This window comes from Streptomyces sp. NRRL S-31 (assembly GCF_000718775.1).
Classification (GTDB): Bacteria; Actinomycetota; Actinomycetes; order Streptomycetales; family Streptomycetaceae; genus Streptomyces.
Map to the genome: position 1 here is coordinate 1 of NZ_JOCB01000055.1, position 23,283 is coordinate 23,283.

Here is a 23,283-nt window from a genome sequence, read left to right on the forward strand (position 1 = left end):
CGTCCACCCCTACCTCGTCGCCACCCAGGCCCACCCCGAGCTGCGCTCGCGGCCGACCCGCGCCAACCCCCTCTTCGCCGGACTGGTGAAGGCCGCGGTGGAGCGGAAGATCTCGCAGTAACACACCGGCTTGTACGGTGGCCGGGGTGCGCGCCTTCGACGGTGGGCACCCCGGTCGCCGTATGCGGCCGGTCTTGCGCGCGGACGTGGAAGGACAGGGCATGACGATCAAGGACACCCCGGCGGAGTGGGAGATCCGGGCGACGGAGACCCCGTTCACGGGCAACAAGACCTCGGTCCGCACGGACGACGTGGTCATGCCCGACGGCTCGGTGGTCCGCCGTGACTACCAGGTGCACCCGGGTTCGGTCGCCGTCCTCGCCCTGGACGAGGAGGACCGGGTCCTGCTGATCAACCAGTACCGGCACCCGGTGCGGCACAAGCTGTGGGAGATCCCGGCCGGGCTGCTCGACGTGCCGGGCGAGAACCCGCTGCACGCGGCCCAGCGGGAGCTGTACGAGGAGGCGCACGTCAAGGCCGAGGACTGGCGGGTGCTGACCGACGTGTACACCACGCCCGGCGGCTGCGACGAGGCCGTACGGATCTTCCTCGCCCGGCAGCTGTCCGAGGCCGAGGGCGAGCGCTTCGTGGCGGAGCACGAGGAGACCGACATGGAGCACGCGCGCGTGCCGGTCGACGAGCTGGTGCGCCGGATCCTCGCCGGTGACGTGCACAACAACTGCCTGGTCGTCGGGGTCCTCGCGCTGGTGGCGGCCCGCGGCGGGGACGGACTGGACGCGCTGCGCCCGGCCGACGCGCCCTGGCCCGCGCGTCCCTTCGCGAACTGACCGCACTCGTCCGGCGTACCGGTGTGACGATCGCCTGATCCGATCGGGCGATCCGTCCGCCGCGCTCCTCCGGGCACGTCGCCGAGCGTGAACTAGGCTCTGACACGCCCGTATCGGAAGACACCGGCGGGCTTGCGCGTGCGGTGGGACGGGAGTGTGGCCCGTGACGGATCAGGCGGTGGACCAAGAGGGTGCGGAGCTGTCCGCGCATCCGGTCGCGGAGGACCGTTTCCTGGGCCGTACACGGGAGTTGAAGGAGCTGCGCGCGGACATCGAGCGCGCGGGCCTGGACACCCTCTCCGGCCGCAAGGCGCCCCGCGCGCGCGTGCTCCTCGTCGCGGGCCGTCCCGGCTCCGGCCGCACCGCCCTCGCCCGCGAACTCGTCCGGCGGGTGGCCGGCCGGTACCCGGACGGCGTGCTGCGGGCCCGGCTGAGCGAGCCCGACGGCACCCCGGTACCCGTCGAGCAGGTGGCCCGCGAGCTGCTCGGCGCGCTGGAGCTGCCCGCCCCCGCCGGAGCCGCCGAGGACGACCTCGCCGCCGCCCTGCGCGCGGCCCTGGCCGACCGGCGGATGCTGCTCCTGCTGGACGACGCGGCCGGCGCCGAACAGGTCGACGCGCTCCTCCCGGACGCCCCGGACTGCCTGGTGGTGGCCGTGTCCAAGGGCCCGCTCACCGGGATCGCGGACGTCCGCCCCTGCACGCTCGGCGGCCTGGACACCAAGTCCGCGGTGGAACTGCTCACCGGTTACACCGGCGCGGTCCGCGTCACCGTCGACCCGTGCTCCGCGGAGAGCCTGGTGGAGTCCTGCCAGGGGCATCCGGCCGCGCTGGTGCTGGCCGGCGGCTGGCTCGCCGCCCGCCCCCAGGCGTCCGTCTCCGACCTCGCCAAGCGGCTGCACGCGTACACCGAGGACGGCGCGGACGGTACGGACGGCGGCCCGCTGTCCCGTGTCTTCCGGCTCGTCTACGACCAGCTGCCCGGCCCGGCCGCCCGGATGCTGCGGCTGCTCTCCCTCGCCCCGGCCGGTCTGGCCGACCCGCACACCGCCTCCGCCCTGGCCGGCTGCTCGGTCGACGCCGCCCGCGCCACCCTGGACGACCTGGTCGGTCTCGGCCTGCTGCGCGCGGTGGCCTCCCCGCTGCCGCAGTACGAGGTTCCCGGCTGCCTGCACCCGCTGCTGCGTGCCCTGGCCGGGAGCCAGGAGCGGCCCGCCGAGCTCCAGCTGGCCCGGGCCCGGATGCTGGAGCGGACGGTACGGCTGCTCCAGTCCTGCCGGGCGATCACCGAGACGGACAGCCCGCAGTTCCGGGAGAAGCTCAACGGCATGCCCCGGGCGCTGCGCTTCCCGACCCCGCGGGCCGCCGCCGAGTGGCTGCGCATCCGGCGTCCCGCCCTGCTGGCGTCGGTGCGTCTCGCGGTGGCCGACGGCGAGCTGGACACCCTCGCCCGCCGGCTGATGTCCCAGCTGGTCAGGGCGCTGGCGGCGCATGTCGGCACGCAGGCCGCCGCAGCCGACCTGTACGGCGTGCACCGGCTCGTCCTGGACGTCGCCGAGCGGCGCGGGCTGCCCCGGGAGAAGGCCGCGGCCCTGCTGAACCTGGGCGATCTGGACGCGCAGACCGGCCGCACCCGGGAGGCGCTGGCCCGTTACCGGGCCGCCCTGGACGCCGGACGCGAGGCGAACGACCCGTACGCGACCGGCCGCGCGATGGAATCCGTAGGCGGCGCCTACCAGGAGCTGGCGGACCACGACCGGGCCGCCGACTGGTTCGGTCGGGCCCTGGCCGAGCGGCTGGCCCGCGGGGAGGGTTTGGAGGCCGCCCGGTTGTACGGCCGGATCGCCACCGCCCACACCTACGCCGGCCGCTACGGCGAGGCGCTGAGGAACTGGCGGGCCGCCCTGTCCGGCTACCGCCGCGGCGGCGATGTCGCCGCCAGCGCCCGGGCGTTGAGCGAGATCGCCCGGGTCCAGGAGTACGCGGGCCGGCCGGAGGAATCGCTGCGCACCTGCCAGGAGGCGGTGGAGTGGGCCCGGCGCGCGGAGGACGCCCGGCTCCAGGCCGCGCTCCAGCTGCGGCTGGCGGACACCTTGGACCGCCTCGGCGACCCGGCGGCGGCCCGCCTGCACCGCGCGGCGGCGGAGCGCATGCTGGGGGAGGAGCCGCCGGAGGACCAGGAAGGCCCCGATCAGGGCCTGGATGCCTGCGAAATCCGTACTGCATCCAGTGAAGATTGATGCAATGGAAGGCTAGACAGGCGGAACACCTTCATTAGACTGGCTCTGCCGCACGTTCTCTGCGGTGTCTCCCGGTATGCCACCGCATGTCTGGGTACGTCTCTAATGCACCCCCATACCCTCTGAGCCAAGGACCGTGATCGACGTGAAGGTCGGCATCCCCCGCGAGGTCAAGAACAACGAGTTCCGGGTGGCCATCACCCCCGCCGGCGTGCACGAGCTGGTGCGCAACGGCCACCAGGTCGTCATCGAGCGGGGCGCCGGCCTCGGCTCCTCGATCACGGACGAGGAGTACGTCTCGGCCGGTGGCACCCTGCTCGACACCGCCGACGAGGTGTGGGCCGCCGCCGACCTGCTGCTGAAGGTCAAGGAGCCCATCGCGGAGGAGTACCACCGCCTCCGCAAGGACCAGATCCTCTTCACCTACCTGCACCTGGCCGCCTCCAAGGAGTGCACGGACGCGCTGCTGGAGTCGGGTACCACGGCGATCGCGTACGAGACCGTCGAGCTGCCGAACCGCGCCCTGCCGCTGCTCGCCCCGATGTCCGAGGTCGCGGGCCGGCTGGCCCCGCAGGTCGGCGCCTACCACCTGATGCGCGCGGCCGGTGGCCGTGGCGTGCTGCCGGGCGGTGTTCCGGGCGTGACCCCGGCCAAGGCCGTGGTGATCGGCGGCGGTGTCTCCGGCTGGAACGCCACCCAGGTCGCCGTCGGCATGGGCTTCGAGGTGACGCTGCTCGACCGCGACATCAACAAGCTGCGCGAGGCCGACCGGATCTTCGGCACGAAGGTCAAGGCGATCATGTCCAACTCCTTCGAGCTGGAGAAGGCCGTCCTCGACGCCGACCTCGTCATCGGCGCGGTCCTCATCCCGGGCGCCAAGGCCCCGAAGCTGGTCACCAACGAGCTGGTGGCCCGCATGAAGCCGGGAAGTGTCCTTGTCGACATCGCGATCGACCAGGGCGGCTGCTTCGAGGACTCCCACCCGACGACGCACGCCGAGCCGACCTTCCGGGTGCACAACTCGGTCTTCTACTGCGTCGCCAACATGCCCGGCGCGGTGCCCAACACCTCCACCAACGCCCTCACCAACGCCACGCTGCCGTACATCGTCTCGCTCGCCAACAACGGCTGGGTGGAGGCGCTGCGCCGTGACGCCGCGCTCGCCAAGGGTCTCAACACCCATGACGGCAAGGTCGTTTACAAGGAGGTCGCCGAGGCCCACGGGCTGGACCACGTCGAGCTGGAGTCCCTGCTCGGCTGACGGGCGACCGACTCCGTGACCTGGTGAGCGGCCGGGTCACCCCTGGGGAAAAGGCGATTCGTCAACACACGCCGTCAACACCACACACCCGGCCGGACCTTGCCCGACAAGGTCCGGCCGGATGTGTGTATGGTCACTTTGCGGCTCTCGGCCAACTCGCCTCGAACGTAACTCTTCGACCGATTCGCACACCGGTGAAACCTGCTGTGCGACGGCCGTACGCCCTTGACAGCGAGATGTTTCATTGCCGACACATCCTGCCGGGTCCGGCGGATTGTGTTGCTGCGGACCGCCGACACGCCATAGAGTCGCCAACCGTCGGCATGGTGCCACGCTGACCTTGTCTAGAAGTTTCCTGGTCACCAAGGAGGTAAGACGACTTGTGAATGAGTCGACATTTTCTCCCGGGGGTGGTCAACCAGGAATGCCGGTCCGGGGCCAGGGTCCCGCGGGATTCGAGGCTGTCGGCTCCGTAGCTGTGAGTACCTTCGCAGCCCACCAGAGTTCCGGTCCGCAGGCGGCCCGGACAGCACACCAGAGCATGGATGGCCATCACGTGAACGCCATGGCCGGCGACGGAAGTGGCACGCCCCGCAACCACTTCGCCGACTACGACGAACTGCCCGAGGGGCACTTCTACGACCCCGACGCCGAGTACGAGCCCGATCCGGAGTACGCGGCCACGCTCGCGCCCGACGCGGCCCGTCAGCGCCGTGAGCGCGTCGGCCCGACCGGGCGCCCGCTGCCGTACTTCCCGATCCCGGGCCCGCTGACCGACCACGGCCCCGCGAAGATCATCGCGATGTGCAACCAGAAGGGCGGCGTCGGCAAGACGACGTCGACCATCAACCTGGGTGCCGCGCTCGCGGAGTACGGCCGGCGCGTGCTGCTCGTGGACTTCGACCCGCAGGGCGCGCTGTCGGTCGGTCTCGGCGTCAACCCGATGGAGCTGGACCTCACCGTCTACAACCTGCTCATGGAGCGGGGCATGTCCGCGGACGAGGTGCTGCTCAAGACGGCGGTCCCCAACATGGACCTGCTGCCCTCCAACATCGACCTGTCGGCCGCCGAGGTCCAGCTGGTCTCCGAGGTCGCGCGCGAGTCGACGCTCCAGCGCGCCCTGAAGCCGCTGCTGCCCGACTACGACTACATCGTGATCGACTGCCAGCCCTCGCTGGGCCTGCTCACCGTGAACGCGCTGACGGCGGCGCACAAGGTGATCGTGCCGCTGGAGTGCGAGTTCTTCGCCCTGCGCGGTGTGGCCCTGCTGACCGAGACCATCGAGAAGGTCCAGGAGCGGCTCAACCCCGAGCTGGAGCTGGACGGCATCCTCGCCACGATGTACGACTCGCGCACGGTGCACAGCCGTGAGGTGCTGGCCCGCGTGGTCGAGGCGTTCGACGACCACGTCTACCACACCGTCATCGGCCGCACGGTCCGCTTCCCGGAGACCACGGTCGCCGGCGAGCCGATCACCACGTACGCCTCCAACTCCGTCGGTGCCGCCGCCTACCGCCAGCTCGCCAGGGAGGTGCTCGCCCGGTGTCACGCCGAGTGAGTCTGCCCGGAGCCGACGAACTCTTCCGTACGACAGGAGGCACGGCGCTCCAGCCGTCGACTCCCCGGCGCGCGGCGGGCGGGGAGACCCGGGTGCCGGCTCCCGCCGGGGAGAGCGACGAGACGGCCGCCGCCGAGGACATGCCGCCGTCGGTGCCCGTCCGGGCGGGTGACGGCGAGGGCGCGGAGCACGAGGCGGCGGAGGCCGAGCCGGCCGAGGCCGGCGAGTCCCGCGTCCGTCCGGCCCGCCGGCAGGAGGCGCCGGACGGTGCCGCCGCACAGCCGCGCAAACGAGGGCGGGCGGCGGCGCGGCGGCCCAGCGGGCGTGAACGGCACGACGAGAAGATCACCGTCTATGTGTCGGCCGAGGAACTGATGGACCTGGAGCACGCGCGGCTGGTGCTCCGCGGCGAGCACGGCCTGGCGGTGGACCGCGGGCGGATCGTCCGCGAGGCGGTGGCCGTGGTCCTGGCCGATCTGGAGTCCCGCGGGGACGCGAGCATCCTCGTACGACGGCTGCGCGGGCGGTAGCGGTAGCCTGCGGGGGCTATGACCTCGAACGGAGCCCCTGTCCCCGCCCCCGGCGCGACCGCCGGTCGCCGGCGTGCGCCGGGAAGGGGCCCCGGGGCCGCACCGGCCGCCGAGCCCGTGGACTTCGCCGAGCCCGTGGACTTCGCGGAGCCGGAACCCACCCGGGCGGCACCCGCCCACGGCGAGGGCGAGTCCGGCGCCGACGGGGTCTTCAAGGTCCGCCTCGCCAACTTCGAGGGGCCGTTCGACCTGCTCCTCCAGCTGATCTCCAAGCACCGGCTGGACGTCACCGAGGTCGCCCTGTCGAAGGTCACCGACGAGTTCATGGCGCACATCCGGGCCATGGGACCCGACTGGGACCTGGACCAGACCACGGAGTTCCTGGTCGTCGCGGCCACCCTGCTCGACCTCAAGGCCGCCCGGCTGCTGCCCGCCGCCGAGGTGGAGGACGAGGCCGACCTCGCGCTGCTGGAGGCCCGGGACCTGCTGTTCGCGCGGCTGCTCCAGTACCGCGCCTACAAGCGGATCGCCGACATCTTCGACGAGCGCCTGGACGACGAGGTCCGCCGTCGTCCGCGTACCGTCGGCCTCGAACCGCACCACGCCGAGCTGCTGCCCGAGGTCGTCATCAGCATCGGCCCCGAGGGCTTCGCCAGGCTCGCGGTCAAGGCGATGCAGCCCCGGCCCGAGCCGCGCGTCTACGTCGACCACATCCACGCCCCGCTGGTCAGTGTGCGGGAGCAGGCGGGGATCGTGGTGGCGCGGCTGCGCGAGCTGGGCGAGGCCGGCTTCCGGGTGCTGGTCGAGGACGCCGGTGACACGCTCACCGTGGTGGCCCGGTTCCTCGCCCTGCTGGAGCTGTACCGGGAGAAGGCCGTCGCGCTGGACCAGGAGACCGCGCTCGGCGAGCTGACCGTGCGCTGGACGGGCGGGGACACGGACGCGGCGCCGATGGTCACAGAGGAGTTCGACCGGCCGCCGAAGCGGCCCGAGGAGGACGGCAAGCCGTGAGCGAGACCACCGGGGCCCCGGCGGGGCCCGTGGCCGGACTGGACCTCAAGCCCGCCCTGGAGGCGGTGCTCATGGTCGTGGACGAGCCCGCGACCGAGGAGCACCTGGCGAAGATCCTGGAACGGCCCGCGCGGCAGGTCGCGGACGCCCTGCGCGAGCTGGCCGACGAGTACTCGGCGCAGGGCCGCGGTTTCGAGCTGCGGTTCGTCGCCGGCGGCTGGCGCTTCTACACCCGTGCCGCCTACGCCCCCGCGGTCGAGCGGCTGGTCCTGGACGGCCAGACCGCCCGGCTCACGCAGGCGGCGCTGGAGACCCTCGCGGTCGTCGCCTACCGCCAGCCGGTCAGCCGCAGCCGGGTCTCCGCCGTGCGCGGGGTGAACTGCGACGGCGTGATGCGCACCCTGCTCCAGCGCGGTCTGGTCGAGGAGGCGGGCACGGAACCCGAAACAGGTGCGATCCTGTACAGGACGACGAACTACTTCCTGGAGCGGATGGGCCTGCGCGGCCTGGACGAGCTCCCGGAGCTCGCGCCCTTCCTCCCCGAGGCGGAGGCGATCGAGGCCGAGACCCAGGAGGGGGTCCCGTCGTTCGACCCGGACGCGCCCGACGCGCCCGGCGGTCAGGACGCAGACGACTAAGACGGAAACCTTGATGCGAAGCAGCGGCAGCGGCAGCGGCAGGAACAGCGGACGCGGTAATCACCGCGGCGCCGGCAACGACCGGGACGAGCGGCAGGGGCAGGGCCGTCCCCGCAAGCCCCGCCCGGAGGAGCGCCGCTACGACGTGGGCCCCGGCGCCTCCAAGGACGGCCCCAAGTCGGGCCGCGGCGGCTCCGCCCGCGGTGGCGCCAAGGGCGGCCCGAAGCGGCCCCAGCAGGACGGCCGTACGGCCCCTTCGCGCTCGCGGGAGTACGAGACGCGGGTCGAGGAGCGCAACCGGGAGCGGTACGCCGGCAAGAAGGACGTGAAGCTCCCGAAGACCTTCCCGGGCGCCGAGCAGGAGGGCGAGCGGCTCCAGAAGGTCCTCGCGCGCGCGGGCTACGGCTCCCGGCGGGCCTGCGAGGAACTGATCGAGCAGGCCCGGGTCGAGGTGAACGGCGAGATCGTCACCGAGCAGGGCAAGCGGGTCGACCCCGAGAAGGACGAGGTCAAGGTCGACGGTCTGACGGTCGCGACCCAGTCGTACCAGTTCTTCTCGCTGAACAAGCCCGCGGGCGTGGTGTCCACCATGGAGGACCCGGAGGGCCGGCAGTGCCTCGGTGACTACGTCACCAACCGCGAGACCCGGCTCTTCCACGTGGGCCGGCTCGACACCGAGACCGAGGGCGTCATCCTGCTCACCAACCACGGAGAGCTGGCGCACCGCCTCACGCACCCCAAGTACGGCGTGAAGAAGACCTACCTCGCCGCCATCGTGGGTCCGATCCCGCGCGACCTCGGCAAGCGCCTGAAGGACGGCATCCAGCTGGAGGACGGTTACGCGCGCGCGGACCACTTCCGGGTGGTCGAGCAGACGGGCAAGAACTACCTGGTCGAGGTGACCCTGCACGAGGGCCGCAAGCACATCGTGCGCCGCATGCTGGCCGAGGCCGGCTTCCCGGTCGAGAAGCTGGTGCGCACCTCCTTCGGGCCGATCACCCTCGGCGACCAGAAGTCGGGCTGGCTGCGCCGGCTGTCGAACACCGAGGTCGGCATGCTGATGAAGGAAGTCGACCTCTAGGGCCTCTCGTTTGGATCATGCCGGGCTCGCGGGGTCCGGCACCGCGCCTCGCCGCGTTGTCGTCGGTTGCCATGGCTCCGCCACGGCGCCCTCCTCCGCCTTGCGATGCACGGCACCAGACCCCGCTCCCTGATCCGGCCTGATCCGAACGAAAGACCCTAACCGCCCCTTGCGGGTGATCACCATCCCCTTTACTGTCAGGATGACGATAAAGGGGATGGTGAACCGCGTGTCCGCACGAGCCGCAACCGGCGCACTTCTCGGCCTCGCCCTCGGGGACGCCCTCGGCTACCCGACCGAGTTCAAGACCGAGCCGCTGATCCTGTCGATGTTCGGACCCTGGCGGCAGCTGGAGCTGCCACGGCACGCCCGGGTCTCCGACGACACGCAGATGACCCTCGCCGTGGGACGCGCGCTCCGCACGGCCGGGCAGCGCGGGCCCCTCGAACCGCGACTGCTGGAAGGGCCGTTGCGCGAGGAGTTCACGGACTGGTACCGGTCGCCGGAGAACGACCGCGCCCCGGGCAACACCTGCCTGACGGCGTGCGACCTGCTCCTGGAGGACGGGCGGCCCTGGCAGGACGCCAGCCAGGTCGGCTCCAAGGGCTGCGGCGCCAACATGCGCGTCGCCCCGGTCGGACTCGTCCCCGGCCTGAACGACGAACAGCGCGCCGGCGCCGCCCAGTTGCAGGCCGCGCTCACCCACGGCCACCCCACCGCGCTGGCCGCCTCCGACCTGACCGCCCACGCCGTCCACCTGCTCGCCCGGGGCACCGACCCGGCCGGACTCGTCGGGCGGCTGCGGTCCTACGCCCTGGACCACCGCACCCACTACGACCACACCTGGCTGGGCGACCTGTGGACCCGGTCCCAGGACCCGAGCCCCGAGCACTTCATCGCGCGCGGCTGGGACGAGTGCCTGGCGGTCCTCGGCCGGCTCCGGGACGCCGTGCGCACCGTCTCCCCGGAAACCGACCCCTGCCTCGCGACCGGCGAGGGCTGGATCGCCGAGGAGGCCCTCGCCACCGGGCTGCTGTGCTTCCTGCTCTTCCCCGAGGAGCCCGTCACCGCCCTGCGCCGGGCCGCCTGCACCGCGGGCGACTCCGACTCCCTCGCCTGCCTCGCCGGTGCCTTCGCGGGCGCCTGGCTGGGCGCGGACGCCTGGCCCGCCGACTGGACGGACCGGATCGAGTACCGAGGCGACCTGTTGGCCCTGGGAGCCCTCTGGGACGCTTAGACCCATGATCGACGACCTCGACATAGACCTGGCCCCGGTGGTCGCGGAACAGCCCGACCCGCTGCTGTTCGCCATCGTCTCCGGAGCCCACCTGTACGGCTTCCCCTCCGAGGACTCCGACGTGGATCTGCGGGGCGTCCACCTGCTGCCCGCCGCCGACCTCGTCGGACTCCGGGAGCCGGAGGAGACCCGCTCGCGGACCTGGGTCCGCTACGGCGTCGAGCTGGACCTCGTCACCCATGACGTGCGCAAGTTCGCCCGGCTGATGCTCCGCCGCAACGGCTATGTGCTGGAGCAACTGCTCTCGCCGCTCGTCGTGCACACCTCCGAGGCGCACCGGGAGCTGACCGCGCTGGCCCCCGCCGTCCTCACCAGCCACCACGCCCACCACTACCGGGGGTTCGCGGCGACCCAGTGGCGGCTGTTCGAGAAGACCGGCGAACTCAAGCCGCTGCTCTACACCTTCCGGGTGCTGCTCACCGGCATCCACCTGATGCGCACCGGTGAGGTCCAGGCCCATCTGCCCACGCTGCTGGAGCAGCTCGGCGGCCCCGGCTACCTGCCCGAACTGATCGCCGCCAAGCGCGAGCGGGAGCACGGCGGCGCCGACGTCGACCGCGCGCGGGTGGCGGCCGACGTCGAACGGCTGCACACCGCGCTCGACGAGGCGCAGGCCGGCTCAGTCCTGCCCGACGCCGGCAGCGCCCACGACGCCCTGCACGACCTGGTGGTCCGGCTCCGCCTGGAGGGCTGAGGCCCGGCGCACCCGGTACAGGAAGGCGGCCACCCGCGCGTGATCCGGCTCCGGCGGCAGCGGGCTGCCGCCCAGCGCCTCCTCGGCCTCGGCCGCCAGCCGGGCCGTCCACGCCTCCACCCGGGCCCACGGCACCTCCCCGCGCCGCACCGCCAGCAGCGGCTCGCGCCGCGCGCCGACGTCGATCCGCAGCTCACCGGTGCGCAGCAGGTCCCGGGCGGACATCAGCAGGCGCAGCAGGTGCATCGCGTGCTTCCAGCGCGGCGCGCCCGTCGTACGGACGTCGGCGTCGAGCTTCCGCCGCTGGCCGAGGGCGTAGCCCGTGAAGGTGTCGTACGCCCGCCGGGACAGGAAGGCGCCGCGCAGGGACAGCAGTTCGCGGCCCGTGTCGTCCACGTGCTCCACCAGCGGGGAGTGCAAGCACTCCAGGATGTTCGGATTGGCGCGCAGCGCCAGCTCGCAGAACCGTTCCAGTTCCCAGGAGAACCGCTCCTCGCCCGGCCCCTCCACATGCGTCGGCGGCTTCTCGAACCGCCAGTACAGCGGGGTGGGGGCGAGGAACACCCCGCGTCGGTCGGTGTCGCTGCCGTCCGTCGCCAGCCCGAAGGCTCGGGAGCCCATGACGCAGGCGTAGACGGTGTGGTCGCGTACGAGGTCCTGCGGCTGCATTCCCGGAGCGTACGCGGCCACTCAGCCCAGGTGGATCGAATTGCCGTGCACCGTGATCGACTCCTTGGGCAGCGGCCGGGTCGCGGGGCCGTGGGCCACCGAGCCGTCGCCGACGCGGAACCTGCTGCCGTGACAGGGGCAGTCGATGGTGCCGTCCGCCACCCGGTTGACCGTGCAGCCCTGGTGGGTGCAGATCGCCGAGAACGCCTTGAAGTCCCCCTTCTTCGGCTGGGTGACCACGATCTTGTGCTCCTTGAAGACCTTGCCGCCGCCCACCGGGATCTCGCTGGTCCTGGCCAGCTCCTTCCCGGCCGGGGACGCCGCCTCGGCGGCGAGGGACGCCGACGGCGTGCTCGGCGCCGGTGCCGTGGGCGGTACCGGCGCCGCGGCGTCGCCGCCGTCCTTGCCTCCGCACCCCAGGCATCCCACGGCGAGCGCGCCGGCACCCGTGGCGAGGAGAGTGCGCCGTGTCGCTGGCTCGGACATGTCGGACCTCCGTACAGATGTACAAATCGGTGAATACCGGATCTTCCGCATCGTCTCAGCGGGCGGGCGGCGCGCGTTCGTACCGCGCGGGCTGACTACGCTGGACGGACCAAGAACAGACACGCATGTCAGCGAGGAGCAGCACCGTGGCGGTACGAGCGGTCCCGGGGACCGTGCGACGGGATCGGGACGGGGCCGGTCGCCCCGAGGAGCGGGGCGGGAGCCCGCGCACCGCCGGCCCCGACCGGAACGGGCCGGACGTCCGGGGCGCCGTGCCCCGGGGCGTGCGGACCGCCGCGCCCATCGAGCCGGGCGGACCCCGCGCCCGCATCGTCCGCATCCACCCCGGCGCCGCCGCGACCCCGCGCAAGGACATCGCCCAGTGAGAACCGCCCTCGTCATCGGTACCGGCCTGATCGGCACCTCCGCCGCCCTCGCGCTCGCCCGGCGCGGCGTCACCGTCCACCTCGCCGACCACGACCCCGAGCAGGCGCGCACGGCCGCCGCGCTCGGCGCCGGCACCGACGAGGCGCCCGACGGACCGGTCGACCTGGCGATCGTGGCCGCGCCGCCCGCCCACGTGGCCCGGCTGCTCGCCGACGCGATGCGCCGGGGCGCGGCCCGCGGCTACCTGGACGTCGCCAGCGTCAAGGGCGGCCCCCGCCGGGAGCTGGAGGCGCTCGGCCTCGACCTGTCCGCGTACATCGGCACGCACCCGATGTCCGGCCGGGAGAAGTCCGGCCCGCTGGCCGCGACCGGCGACCTCTTCGAGGGCCGCCCCTGGGTGCTCACGCCGACCCGGGACACCGACACCGAGGTGCTGAACCTCGCCCTGGAACTGGTCTCGCACTGCCGGGCCGTCCCGGTCGTCATGGACGCCGACGCCCACGACCGCGCCGTCGCCCTCGTCTCCCACATGCCCCACCTGGTCTCCAGCATGGTCGCCGCGCGCCTGGAGCACGCCGAGGAGGCCGCCGTACGGCTGTGCGGGCAGGGCATCCGGGACGTGACCCGGATCGCCGCCTCCGACCCGCGCATGTGGATCGACATCCTGTCCGCGAACCCGGGCCCGGTCGCCGACCTGCTCTCCGACGTCGCCGCCGACCTGGACGAGACGGTCCGGGCGCTGCGCGCCTTGCAGTCCCCGGACGAGGCCGAGCGGGGCGTGGGCGCCGCGGGCATCCAGGACGTGCTGCGCCGGGGGAACGCGGGCCAGGTGCGGGTACCCGGCAAGCACGGGTCCGCCCCGCGGGTCTACGAGACCGTGGTCGTGCTCATCGACGACCAGCCCGGCCAGCTCGCCCGGATCTTCGCCGACGCCGGCCGCGCCGGGGTCAACGTCGAGGACGTGCGCATCGAGCACGCCACCGGACAGCAGGCAGGTCTGGTGCAGCTCATGGTCGAGCCGAAGGAGGCGGCGGGTCTGCGGGAGGCGCTGCGGGAGCGTGGCTGGGCGCTGCGGCAGTAGGGGGTTTCGTTTGGATCAGCCCGGGTCCGCGACGCCCGGCACGGCACTCCCCCAGCCTCCGGCCGGGGGGACCCCCACGCCGCGTTGTCGGACCACCCACACCGCACCAGGAAGGTGTCCCCCCGTGGAAAACGGCGCCGCCCCGACCGCCAAGCCCGTGATCGTCGCGATCGACGGTCCCTCCGGCACGGGCAAGTCGAGCACGTCGAAGGCCGTGGCCGCGCAGCTCGGCCTGAGCTACCTGGACACCGGAGCCCAGTACCGGGCGATCACCTGGTGGATGGTGAACAACGGCATCGACCTGGAGGACCCGACCGCCGTCGCCGCCGTCGCCGGCAAGCCGGAGATCATCTCCGGCACCGACCCGGCCGCCCCGGCGATCACGGTCGACGGCGTGGACGTGGCCGGCCCGATCCGCACCCAGGAGGTCACCTCCAAGGTCAGCGCGGTCAGCGCGGTGCCCGAGGTGCGCACCCGGATCACCGAGCTCCAGCGTTCGCTGGCCGCCGAGGCCGAGCACGGCATCGTGGTCGAGGGCCGGGACATCGGTACGACCGTCCTGCCGGACGCCGACCTCAAGGTCTTCCTCACCGCCTCCCCGGAGGCCCGTGCCGCCCGCCGTAGCGGCGAGCTGAAGGGCGCCGACGTCCAGGCCACCCGCGAGGCCCTGATCAAGCGGGACGCGGCCGACTCCAGCCGCAAGACCTCGCCGCTCGCCAAGGCCGCCGACGCGGTCGAGGTGGACACCACCCAGCTCACCCTCGCCCAGGTCATCGAGTGCGTCGTCACCCTGGTCGAGGAGAAGCGGGCCGGGAAGTGAGCCAGCCGCCGGTCCCCTCGCGGCGGGGCGCGGAGGCCGGCCGGCGCATCGGCGTCGGTCTGATGTACGGCCTGTGGAAGCCGCGGGTGCTCGGTGCCTGGAAGGTGCCGGCCACCGGCCCGGTGATCCTCGCCGTGAACCACTCCCACAACATCGACGGCCCGATGGTGATGGGCGTCTCGCCCCGGCCGACGCACTTCCTGATCAAGAGGGAAGCCTTCGTCGGCCCGCTGGACGCCTTCCTGACCGGCATCGGCCAGCTCAAGGTGGACCGTGCCGCGGCCGACCGCACCGCGATCGGCCAGGCCCTTGGCGTGCTGGCGGCCGGGGGAGTGCTGGGCATCTTCCCGGAGGGCACCCGGGGCGAGGGCGACTTCGCCTCGCTGCGCGCCGGGCTCGCCTACTTCGCGGTCCGCGGCGGGGCGCCGATCGTGCCGGTGGCGGTGCTGGGCAGCGCCGAGCGGCCCGGGCGGCTGATCAAGTCGCTGCCCCCGCTGCGCTCGCGCGTCGACGTCGTCTTCGGCGACCCCTTCGAGGCGGGCGACGGCAGCGGGCGGCGCACCCGCGCGGCGCTGGACGAGGCGACCGAGCGCATCCGGAAGCAGCTCACCGGCCATCTGGAAAACGCCAGGCGCCTGACCGGGCGCTGGGCGACACTTGAGTAGTGGATCAGCCCACGCGCGGCGACTCCACCGATCACCACGAATGAACGACGAGGTACCCACTTCATGAACGACCAGATCCAGCCCGGCGACTCGGCTGAGCACGAGTACGACCACGGGGCTCTCGGCGACGCCGAGTACGCGGAGTTCATGGAGCTCGCCGCGGTCGAGGGCTTCGACATCGAGGACGTCGAGGGCGCCATCGAGGCGGCGGGCCATGGCCCGCTTCCGGTGCTCGCCGTCGTCGGCCGCCCGAACGTCGGCAAGTCGACCCTGGTGAACCGGATCATCGGCCGGCGCGAGGCCGTCGTGGAGGACAAGCCCGGCGTCACCCGCGACCGCGTCACCTACGAGGCCGAATGGGCGGGCCGCCGCTTCAAGGTCGTCGACACCGGCGGCTGGGAGCAGGACGTCCTCGGCATCGACGCCTCCGTGGCCGCCCAGGCCGAGTACGCGATCGAGGCGGCCGACGCGGTCGTCTTCGTCGTGGACGCCAAGGTCGGCGCCACCGACACCGACGAGGCCGTCGTACGGCTGCTGCGCAAGGCCGGCAAGCCGGTCGTGCTGTGCGCCAACAAGGTCGACGGCCCGAGCGGCGAGGCCGACGCCTCCTACCTGTGGAACCTCGGCCTCGGCGAGCCGCACCCGGTCTCCGCGCTGCACGGCCGCGGCACCGGCGACATGCTGGACGCCGTCCTGGAGGCGCTCCCGGAGGCGCCCGAGCAGAGCTTCGGCACCGCCGTCGGCGGCCCGCGCCGCATCGCGCTCATCGGCCGCCCGAACGTCGGCAAGTCCTCGCTGCTGAACAAGGTGGCCGGCGAGGAGCGCGTCGTCGTCAACGAGCTGGCGGGCACCACCCGCGACCCGGTCGACGAGCTGATCGAACTGGGCGGCGTGACCTGGAAGTTCGTCGACACGGCGGGCATCCGCAAGCGCGTCCACCTCCAGCAGGGCGCCGACTACTACGCCTCGCTGCGCACCGCGGCCGCCGTCGAGAAGGCCGAGCTGGCCGTCATCCTGATCGACGCCTCCGAGAACATCTCGGTCCAGGACCAGCGCATCGTCACCATGGCCGTGGAAGCGGGCCGTGCGATCGTCCTCGCCTTCAACAAGTGGGACACCCTCGACGAGGAGCGCCGCTACTACCTCGAGCGGGAGATCGAGACCGAGCTGGGCCAGGTCGCCTGGGCACCCCGGGTCAACGTCTCGGCCCGCACCGGCCGGCACATGGAGAAGCTGGTCCCGGCGATCGAGACCGCTCTCGCCGGCTGGGAGACCCGGGTCCCGACGGGTCGGCTGAACGCCTTCCTCGGCGAGCTGGTCTCGGCCCACCCGCACCCGGTCCGGGGCGGCAAGCAGCCGCGCATCCTGTTCGGCACCCAGGCGGGCACCAAGCCCCCGCGCTTCGTGCTCTTCGCCTCCGGCTTCATCGAGGCGGGCTACCGGCGCTTCATCGAGCGCCGGCTGCGCGAGGAGTTCGGCTTCGAGGGCACCCCGATCCACATCTCGGTGCGGGTGCGCGAGAAGCGCGGCGCCAAGAAGAAGTAGCGGCACCACGACCGCAGGGCGGCCCCCGGACTACCGGGGGCCGCCCTCGTCATACGCCACGGCGCGGCCCCGGCGGCAGGGCGACCGGGACCGGTACGGGGCTCATCCCGCCGTCCTGCGGCCGGCCGAGCGTGCCGACCCGCTGCCACTGCGACTGCTGCCGGGCGCTGTAGGCCCCCGCGCTGTAGGCGCTGTACGAGCTGCTGAACGAGCCCGCCCGGTGGCCGCCGTACCCGCTCGTGCCGTCCGAGGGGTCCCCGAAGGCACTGAACCTCAGCTCCTCCTCACCGCTGCGGTCCCCCGGCAGGGTGCGGAAGGCCTTGACCCATTCCGCGTAGAGGGCGTCGTAGATCGGTGTGGCCGACGGTCCGCCGGTGGGTTCCCGTGCCGACCGGGCGGACGGCACGGAGGAGAAGGCGGGCCGACGGGGAGGAGTGTCGTATGCGTGCACGTATGTCCCAACGACGGGGGTGTCAAAGGGATGCGGTGGGGCGACCCTCCAGGGGGACGGGGCCCGCACCGCTCACCCGGCGGGAGGCCCTCACGTGCCGGCGAGGGGCAGCGCCGCGGCGACCAGCCTCCCGTTCGCCGCGGCCTTGTCCAGTGCGTCCCGCAGCAGGTCCTCCCGGGGCTGCCGCCCGATCGAGCCTGCCGGCGCCGCGAACATGAGCACCTGCTGGTGCTTGTTGGCGGCGGCCCGCCAGCCGTCGGTCACCTGGAGCGGCTGGTGCGCCTGCCACCAGGCGACCGGCTGTCCGCCGTGGCCGCCCGGCTGGAGCACCGCGTGCAGCTGCCCCATGGCCAGCAGCACGGACCAGCCGTGCAGCACCGCGGGGACGGAGGTCAGCTCGTGCAGGGGCATGAAGCCCTGCTCGACGAGGAGCGGGAGGAAGTCGTCGCCGGGCCCGATCGTGCCCGGGCGGACGATCGGGGAGGTCGGCTCGACCACGAGCGCGGGGTGCAACTCGCCGTCGACCAGGACGAGTCCGCTGGTCACACCGAGCACCGCCTGCTCGGGCACGGCCCCCGCCGGAGCGCCGCCGGCCGCCTCGCCGCCGGCGGCGCCGATGGACCGGACGGCGCCCTGGAGCTGCTCCTCGGTGACCTGGACGACCTGTGAGGGCAGGCAGCCGGCGTGGGCGAAGGCGAGGACGGCGGTCTCGTCGCCGACGAACAGGACGGTGCTGGTGCGCTCCTGCTCGGAGTCGCCCGGGGTGCGACAGGACGTGCAGTCGTAACTGCCCGGGGCGTTCTCTCCGGCGAGCAGCCGGTCGGCTTCTTCGTCGCCGATCTCGGCGCGTACGGCGTCACTGACGTCGAGCATGCGCGGCACGGGTGGCTCCCTCGGGATGCGGTGCTGGGGTCGGCCGGGTGGCTCCCGGCCGATGAGCCCCCGGGGTCGCGGGCTCATGAAGAAGACAACGGGCGTCCTGTGGTGGGAGTCACGCCCGGGGGAGGACTGGTTCGAAGCTCCCGCCGTACAGGGTCACTCAGGGTGCGGATCAAGATACTGACCGTCAACTTCGTGTAAGGTCAATGCACTTGAAGGGGTGAAGTGGGTCACAGGTCACACCCCGGGATGGTCGAAAAATCGGGAAATCAACGGATGTAGTGGGTGGCCGAAAATCGCCGATACCGGCGGTAACAGGCAACTGGCCTGGAAAGACAGCGAGTTGGTTGATTCCGGCGGCCCGTCCTCCCTACATTCCTCCGCCGTGTGCAACGAGCACCGCTCGGGTACGTCCGCCGGCCGGCGTCAGGCAGAGCAACACCGCCGACACCGGTCGCCGTGGACGGGGCGGGTGCGCGCGACCGCGGCCAAGCGCGGTCCGGGCGTGTCCGCCTGGGGGAGCCCGGGTTCGTGGAGAGGGAACCACATGTCCGAGTGTGCCGATACCACCCGCAACACCGCCCGTTCCGACGGCGCCCGCAAGGGCCGTACCACGGCCGCGCTCGCCGGAGCCGCCCTGCTGGCCCCGCTGGGCCTGCTGGCCGCGACCGGCAACGCCGCCGCGGCGGACAACGGGGTGTGGGACCGCATCGCCCAGTGCGAGAGCGGCGGCAACTGGCACATCAACACCGGCAACGGCTACTACGGCGGGCTCCAGTTCTCCGCCTCGACCTGGCGCGCGTACGGCGGCTCCGCCTACGCCCCGACGGCCGACCAGGCCGGCAGAAGCGCGCAGATCGCCGTCGCCACCCGGGTCCAGCAGTCCCAGGGCTGGGGCGCCTGGCCCGTCTGCTCGGCCCGGGCCGGGGCCTCGGGCGCCGCTCCCGCGGCGGCCCGCTCCGGCTCCGGCACACCGGCCGCGAGCGGCGGCGCGACGACGAGGTCCGCGCCGGAGCGGTCCGCGCCGACCCGGACCGAGCCGACCCGGTCCGCCCCGGCGCAGACCCCGCGCCGCCCGTCGGCCGGCACCGGCCGCGGTGACTACACCGTCCGCGAGGGCGACACCCTGAGCACCATCGCCGCCCGCCACGGGTCCACCTGGCAGCGCGTCTACGCCGCCAACAAGGCCGTCATCGGCGACGACCCCGACGTGATCGTGCCGGGCCAGCGCCTCACGCTCTGAAGGCCCGGAGCACGGCCCGCGCGACAGCCGCCGTCCCGACGGGGGACGGCGGCTGTCGCCGTGCCGCCGGAGCCGTTCGAGCCGGTGGAGCCGGCCGGGGCGGTCAGGAGGACTCGGGTCCGGCTTGGTGCCGCTTCGGCTCGGGCTGCGGCGCCTGGGCCGCGTACTCGGGATGGTGCAGGTCGAAGGCCGGGGACTCCGAGCGGATCCGGGGCAGCGTGAGGAAGTTGTGCCGGGGCGGCGGGCAGGAGGTCGCCCACTCCAGGGAGCGGCCGTAGCCCCACGGGTCGTCGGTCTCCACCTTCTCGCCGTGCAGGGCGGTCTTCAGGACGTTGTGCAGGAACGGCAGCGTCGACAGGCCGAGCAGGAAGGAGCCGATCGTGGAGACCGTGTTCAGCGCGGTGAAGCCGTCGGACGCCAGGTAGTCGGCGTACCGGCGGGGCATGCCCCCGGCGCCCAGCCAGTGCTGGACCAGGAAGGTGGTGTGGAACCCGGTGAACAGGGTCCAGAACTGGATCTTCCCGAGCCGCTCGTCCAGCATCCTGCCGGTGAACTTCGGCCACCAGAAGAAGAAGCCGCCGAAGACCGCGAAGACGACCGTGCCGAAGACCACGTAGTGGAAGTGGGCCACGACGAAGTACGAGTCCGTGACGTGGAAGTCCATCGGCGGGGACGCCAGGATCACCCCGGTCAGACCGCCGAACAGGAACGTCACGAGGAAGCCCATGGCCCAGAGCATCGGCGTCTCGAAGGAGAGCGAGCCCTTGATCATCGTGCCGGTCCAGTTGAAGAACTTCACCCCCGTCGGCACCGCGATCAGGAACGACATGAGGGAGAAGTACGGCAGCAGCACCGCGCCGGTGGCGAACATGTGGTGCGCCCACACCACCATCGACAGTCCGGTGATGGCCATGGTCGCGCCGACCAGGGTCAGGTAGCCGAAGAGCGGCTTGCGGCTGAAGACGGGGATGATCTCCGTGATGATCCCGAAGAACGGCAGCGCGATGATGTAGACCTCGGGGTGCCCGAAGAACCAGAACAGGTGCTGCCACAGCAGCGCCCCGCCGTTCGCCGCCTCGAACACCCGGGCGCCGAACCGCCGGTCCGCCTCCAGCACCAGCAGCGCCGCCGCCAGCACCGGGAACGCCATCAGGACCAGGACCGAGGTGAAGAGCGTGTTCCAGGTGAAGATCGACATCCGGAACATCGTCATGCCGGGCGCGCGCATCCCGATGATGGTGGTGACGAAGTTGACCGCGCCCAGGATCGTCCCGAAGCCGGCCAGTGCCAGGCCCATGATCCACAGGTCCGGGCCGAGACCGGGGGAGCGCGCGGAGTCGTTGAGCGGGGCGTAGGCGAACCAGCCGAAGTCCGCGGCGCCGTCCGGCACCAGCAGCGAGCCGAGCACGATCAGCCCGCCGAACGTGAAGAGCCAGTACGACAGCATGTTCAGCCGGGGGAACGCCACGTCCGGGGAGCCGATCTGCAACGGCATCAGCTCGTTGGCGAAACCCGCGAAGCTCGGGGTGGCGAAGAGCAGCAGCATGATCGTGCCGTGCAGTGTGAACAGCTGGTTGTACTGTTCGCCGCTCATGATCTGGAGCCCCGGCCGGGCCAGCTCGGCGCGCATCAGCAGCGCCATGACCCCGCCGGCCAGGAAGAACGCGAACGCCGTGACCAGGTACAGGTGACCGATCCTCTTGTGGTCGGTGGTGGTGAGCCAGTCCACCACCACCCGGCCCCGGCCGCGCCCCGCCGGTCGCGCCGTCGCCGCCGCGGTCTCGGTCCCCATCGCTCGCCCCTTCGCGTCATCGCGCCCGGGCCCGTCCCCGGCCGCGGCGCGCGTACCCGCGAGCAGTCGCCGTGACGTTCGCCGGGCCCGCGCTCCCACGGGGCGCGTCCGGCGGTTGTGTGCCGAATCCGTGAATTTCCGTTGTGACGTCAGCTGCCGTGGCACGGCACCGGATTGCTCGGGGAATCGCGTCCCGGGCACGCCCCGATCCCCACTGCGGCACTTTCCGCCGGGGAATTGGAAGCGGCCGCACGACACGCGTGAATTCTGTTCGATTACCCCGATAAGCCGTATGGAAACCCCCGTTCGTGTGACGGCCGGTCGGGGCGGTGGACCGAAGTCGCCGCGGCCGAAACGCGATCGGGTGAGCTGTGACAGAAGTGTGACGGGAACCGGATGCGGCCCTTACCCGGCCGTGCCCGGCTTCCGTCACCGCCGGTCGCGGCGAGGGGGGGACCTCCCCCGCCCTTGAGGCAGTGGGGGAGCGGGCACGGTGTCGCGGGGCAGGCGGGAGTCCGACGACAGGGCCTAGCGTGGACGCATGGCATCGATTCCCACTCCGCCAGCGGAGCCCCAGGACAGCCCGGACGGGTACGTCGGTCTCGACGCCGCGCACGCCGAGCGGTTCGCCCGGCAGCGCGGCTGGTCGACGGTACGGTCGCTGCCGCCGGGCGCGATCATCACGATGGAGTACCGGGCGGGACGGCTGAACTTCGAGGTGCGGGACGGCCGGGTGGCCCGCGCCTGGAAGGGCTAGGGGGCGAGCCCCCTCCCGGAGATCCCCGCGGGCCCCCCGCCGGGTGCGCGTACCGCGAAGGCCCCGCTCCCGGATCGGGAGCGGGGCCTTCGCCGTGCCGCGGGGGGTGGTGGTGCGTACCGGGACCCCGTGGTCCCACCCGCCGTCAGCCGCCGGTCAGGGGGCGGGCCGGCTGGGAGGTGCCGCGGGGGAGCCGGTCGGCGTGCGGCGGGCGGCGGCTGCCCGCCGGGGTGACCGGGGTGCGTTCCGAGCGGGCCGTGTGCGGTCCCGGCGCCAGGTGCGCCAGACCCCGCGAGGCCCGGGTCGAGGAGACCGGCTCGCGGGCCGGCGCCGGCTGCTCCGCCGACGCGCTGAGCGGCCTGAGGACGACCGGCGCGACCGGGACGGCGGGCTCGGCGGCGGGCCGGCCGCGGCGCGCGCGCCAGCGGTCGCGCAGGGCGAAGAGGCAGAGTTCGGCCTTGGCGATCAGCGGCTCGAACCAGGGCAGGGCGAGCAGGATCAGCAGGCCGGCGGCCCAGCCCAGCAGCACGTCGCTCAGCCAGTGCGTACCGAGGTAGACGGTGGTGAGGCCGACGCCGAGCGAGGTGACCGCGGAGAGGGCCGACAGCCAGCGGCGCGCTCTCGGGGTGGAGGCCAGATACGCCAGGATGCCCCAGGTCACCACCGCGTTGGCGGTGTGGCCGCTGGGAAATATATCGCCGCCGAGACCCATCTCGTTGGAGCCGATCACGGTCGCGTAGTGCGGGCCGAGGCGCCCCATGCCGATCTTGGCGGCGCCGACCGTGAGGTTCAGCAGCAGCAGCGAGGCGGCGAGGGTGAGCAGCGGGCGGACGGTGTGCTGCCGCCAGGAGCGCCAGCCGAGCCAGGCCGCGACCATCACGGCGGTGGGGCCGCGCTGGCCGAGCACCACGTAGTAGTCGAGGAAGGCGTGGATCGACGGCCACTGCTGGTACGGCCGGAAGAACATGACCTGCCAGTCCAGCCGGACGAGCCAGGAGGTGGTCACCACGGCCCACACGATCGCGAGGTAGAAAGCCAGGGTCGAGGAGAACAGCACGACCCGGTGCCGGCTCATCCTCGGCACATCGATGTGGGCCGGTCGTTCCGGCTCACGGTCCAGTCTGGCGAACACCCGGTCCAGACGCCGGGTGAGGTTTCGTTCGGTACGCACCCAATCGACGTTACAGCGAGTGAGCTGGGGACCCGGTCGAAACAGCGTCTTTGTGATGACGATGTGATGTGGGAAACCTCTCAAGGGCGGTCAGAATTTCCCGGATTCCGCAATGCCGTGAGTCCGATCGGGCCAATTCCTTTGATCATGCCGGGTGTTGTTTATATGGCGCTTATGAAT

The 23,283-nt window shown here is 72.5% G+C and carries 23 protein-coding genes; 17 read left to right on the forward strand and 6 right to left on the reverse strand.

Going from position 1 to position 23,283, the window contains the following annotated elements; all coding sequences use genetic code 11:
• Positions 1-221 precede the first annotated feature (221 nt).
• The 10 genes from IF37_RS0121465 to IF37_RS0121510 all read left to right on the forward strand — a co-directional run bounded on the left by IF37_RS0121465 (position 222) and on the right by IF37_RS0121510 (position 11,157).
• Complete coding sequence (locus tag IF37_RS0121465) at positions 222-848, forward strand: NUDIX hydrolase (RefSeq protein WP_030744907.1); 627 nt, start codon at positions 222-224, stop codon at positions 846-848.
• Between the two features lie 163 nt (positions 849-1,011).
• Positions 1,012-3,087 (forward strand): tetratricopeptide repeat protein, encoded by a 2,076-nt coding sequence (locus IF37_RS0121470; protein ID WP_030744909.1) that lies wholly within the window; start codon positions 1,012-1,014, stop codon positions 3,085-3,087.
• A 136-nt stretch (positions 3,088-3,223) separates the two neighbouring features.
• Positions 3,224-4,348, forward strand: coding sequence for an alanine dehydrogenase (gene ald / locus IF37_RS0121475; RefSeq protein ID WP_030744911.1), 1,125 nt, complete (start codon positions 3,224-3,226; stop codon positions 4,346-4,348).
• Between the two features lie 424 nt (positions 4,349-4,772).
• Positions 4,773-5,906: a ParA family protein gene (locus IF37_RS0121480; RefSeq protein ID WP_079165826.1), complete on the forward strand. Its 1,134-nt coding sequence runs from the start codon at positions 4,773-4,775 to the stop codon at positions 5,904-5,906.
• Entirely contained in the window at positions 5,891-6,436 is a 546-nt protein-coding gene (locus tag IF37_RS0121485) for a hypothetical protein (RefSeq protein WP_063886402.1), read from the forward strand. Before IF37_RS0121480 ends, IF37_RS0121485 begins: the two co-directional genes overlap by 16 nt.
• An 18-nt stretch (positions 6,437-6,454) precedes the next feature.
• Positions 6,455-7,447 (forward strand): ScpA family protein, encoded by a 993-nt coding sequence (locus IF37_RS0121490; RefSeq protein WP_052845296.1) that lies wholly within the window; start codon positions 6,455-6,457, stop codon positions 7,445-7,447.
• Positions 7,444-8,085, forward strand: coding sequence for an SMC-Scp complex subunit ScpB (gene scpB, locus IF37_RS0121495; RefSeq protein ID WP_030744920.1), 642 nt, complete (start codon positions 7,444-7,446; stop codon positions 8,083-8,085). Before IF37_RS0121490 ends, scpB begins: the two co-directional genes overlap by 4 nt.
• 13 nt (positions 8,086-8,098) lie before the next feature.
• Positions 8,099-9,166 carry a pseudouridine synthase gene (locus tag IF37_RS0121500; protein ID WP_030744922.1) on the forward strand — a complete coding sequence of 356 codons (1,068 nt, stop codon included), beginning with the start codon at positions 8,099-8,101 and terminating at the stop codon, positions 9,164-9,166.
• 217 nt (positions 9,167-9,383) lie between these two features.
• Positions 9,384-10,403, forward strand: coding sequence for an ADP-ribosylglycohydrolase family protein (locus IF37_RS0121505; protein ID WP_030744924.1), 1,020 nt, complete (start codon positions 9,384-9,386; stop codon positions 10,401-10,403).
• Between the two features lie 4 nt (positions 10,404-10,407).
• Positions 10,408-11,157 (forward strand): nucleotidyltransferase domain-containing protein, encoded by a 750-nt coding sequence (locus IF37_RS0121510; RefSeq protein WP_030744926.1) that lies wholly within the window; start codon positions 10,408-10,410, stop codon positions 11,155-11,157.
• Here the strand turns inward: IF37_RS0121510 and IF37_RS0121515 are convergent.
• Both IF37_RS0121515 and IF37_RS0121520 read right to left on the reverse strand, forming a co-directional pair.
• Complete coding sequence (locus IF37_RS0121515) at positions 11,083-11,826, reverse strand: nucleotidyltransferase domain-containing protein (protein ID WP_030744928.1); 744 nt, start codon at positions 11,824-11,826, stop codon at positions 11,083-11,085. The two genes, IF37_RS0121510 and IF37_RS0121515, sit on opposite strands and share 75 nt — an antisense overlap.
• 21 nt (positions 11,827-11,847) lie before the next feature.
• Positions 11,848-12,312 carry a Rieske (2Fe-2S) protein gene (locus tag IF37_RS0121520; protein WP_030744931.1) on the reverse strand — a complete coding sequence of 155 codons (465 nt, stop codon included), beginning with the start codon at positions 12,310-12,312 and terminating at the stop codon, positions 11,848-11,850.
• Positions 12,313-12,458: 146 nt separating this feature from the next.
• On the opposite strand from IF37_RS0121520, the gene IF37_RS0121525 reads away from it, so the two are divergent.
• The 5 genes from IF37_RS0121525 to der all read left to right on the forward strand — a co-directional run bounded on the left by IF37_RS0121525 (position 12,459) and on the right by der (position 16,810).
• Complete coding sequence (locus tag IF37_RS0121525; RefSeq protein ID WP_030744933.1) at positions 12,459-12,698, forward strand: hypothetical protein; 240 nt, start codon at positions 12,459-12,461, stop codon at positions 12,696-12,698.
• Positions 12,695-13,780 (forward strand): prephenate dehydrogenase, encoded by a 1,086-nt coding sequence (locus IF37_RS0121530; protein WP_030744935.1) that lies wholly within the window; start codon positions 12,695-12,697, stop codon positions 13,778-13,780. The genes IF37_RS0121525 and IF37_RS0121530 overlap by 4 nt, the downstream gene beginning before the upstream one ends.
• A gap of 124 nt (positions 13,781-13,904) precedes the next feature.
• Positions 13,905-14,600 carry a (d)CMP kinase gene (gene cmk / locus IF37_RS0121535; protein WP_030744937.1) on the forward strand — a complete coding sequence of 232 codons (696 nt, stop codon included), beginning with the start codon at positions 13,905-13,907 and terminating at the stop codon, positions 14,598-14,600.
• A 62-nt stretch (positions 14,601-14,662) separates the two neighbouring features.
• Positions 14,663-15,265, forward strand: coding sequence for a 1-acyl-sn-glycerol-3-phosphate acyltransferase (locus IF37_RS0121540; protein WP_052845297.1), 603 nt, complete (start codon positions 14,663-14,665; stop codon positions 15,263-15,265).
• Between the two features lie 63 nt (positions 15,266-15,328).
• Positions 15,329-16,810, forward strand: coding sequence for a ribosome biogenesis GTPase Der (gene der, locus IF37_RS0121545; protein ID WP_030744941.1), 1,482 nt, complete (start codon positions 15,329-15,331; stop codon positions 16,808-16,810).
• Positions 16,811-16,859: 49 nt separating this feature from the next.
• On the opposite strand, the gene IF37_RS0121550 is transcribed toward der, so the two are convergent.
• Positions 16,860-17,261, reverse strand: a complete 402-nt coding sequence (locus tag IF37_RS0121550) for a hypothetical protein (RefSeq protein WP_030744943.1) — start codon at positions 17,259-17,261, stop codon at positions 16,860-16,862.
• A gap of 90 nt (positions 17,262-17,351) precedes the next feature.
• Entirely contained in the window at positions 17,352-18,143 is a 792-nt protein-coding gene (locus tag IF37_RS0121555) for a hypothetical protein (protein WP_030744944.1), read from the reverse strand.
• A gap of 544 nt (positions 18,144-18,687) precedes the next feature.
• On the opposite strand from IF37_RS0121555, the gene IF37_RS0121560 reads away from it, so the two are divergent.
• Entirely contained in the window at positions 18,688-19,383 is a 696-nt protein-coding gene (locus tag IF37_RS0121560; RefSeq protein ID WP_030744946.1) for a transglycosylase family protein, read from the forward strand.
• Positions 19,384-19,486: 103 nt separating this feature from the next.
• Here the strand turns inward: IF37_RS0121560 and ctaD are convergent, their stop codons facing one another.
• Positions 19,487-21,175 carry a cytochrome c oxidase subunit I gene (gene ctaD / locus IF37_RS0121565; RefSeq protein ID WP_030744948.1) on the reverse strand — a complete coding sequence of 563 codons (1,689 nt, stop codon included), beginning with the start codon at positions 21,173-21,175 and terminating at the stop codon, positions 19,487-19,489.
• A 541-nt stretch (positions 21,176-21,716) separates the two neighbouring features.
• Here ctaD and IF37_RS0121570 point away from each other — a divergent pair.
• The gene (locus IF37_RS0121570; RefSeq protein WP_030744950.1) at positions 21,717-21,932 is read left to right on the forward strand and encodes an I78 family peptidase inhibitor; all 216 of its coding nucleotides are present in this window, start codon (positions 21,717-21,719) and stop codon (positions 21,930-21,932) included.
• A gap of 145 nt (positions 21,933-22,077) precedes the next feature.
• Here the strand turns inward: IF37_RS0121570 and IF37_RS0121575 are convergent, their stop codons facing one another.
• Complete coding sequence (locus IF37_RS0121575) at positions 22,078-23,103, reverse strand: phosphatase PAP2 family protein (RefSeq protein WP_030744952.1); 1,026 nt, start codon at positions 23,101-23,103, stop codon at positions 22,078-22,080.
• Between the last annotated feature and the right edge of the window lie 180 nt (positions 23,104-23,283).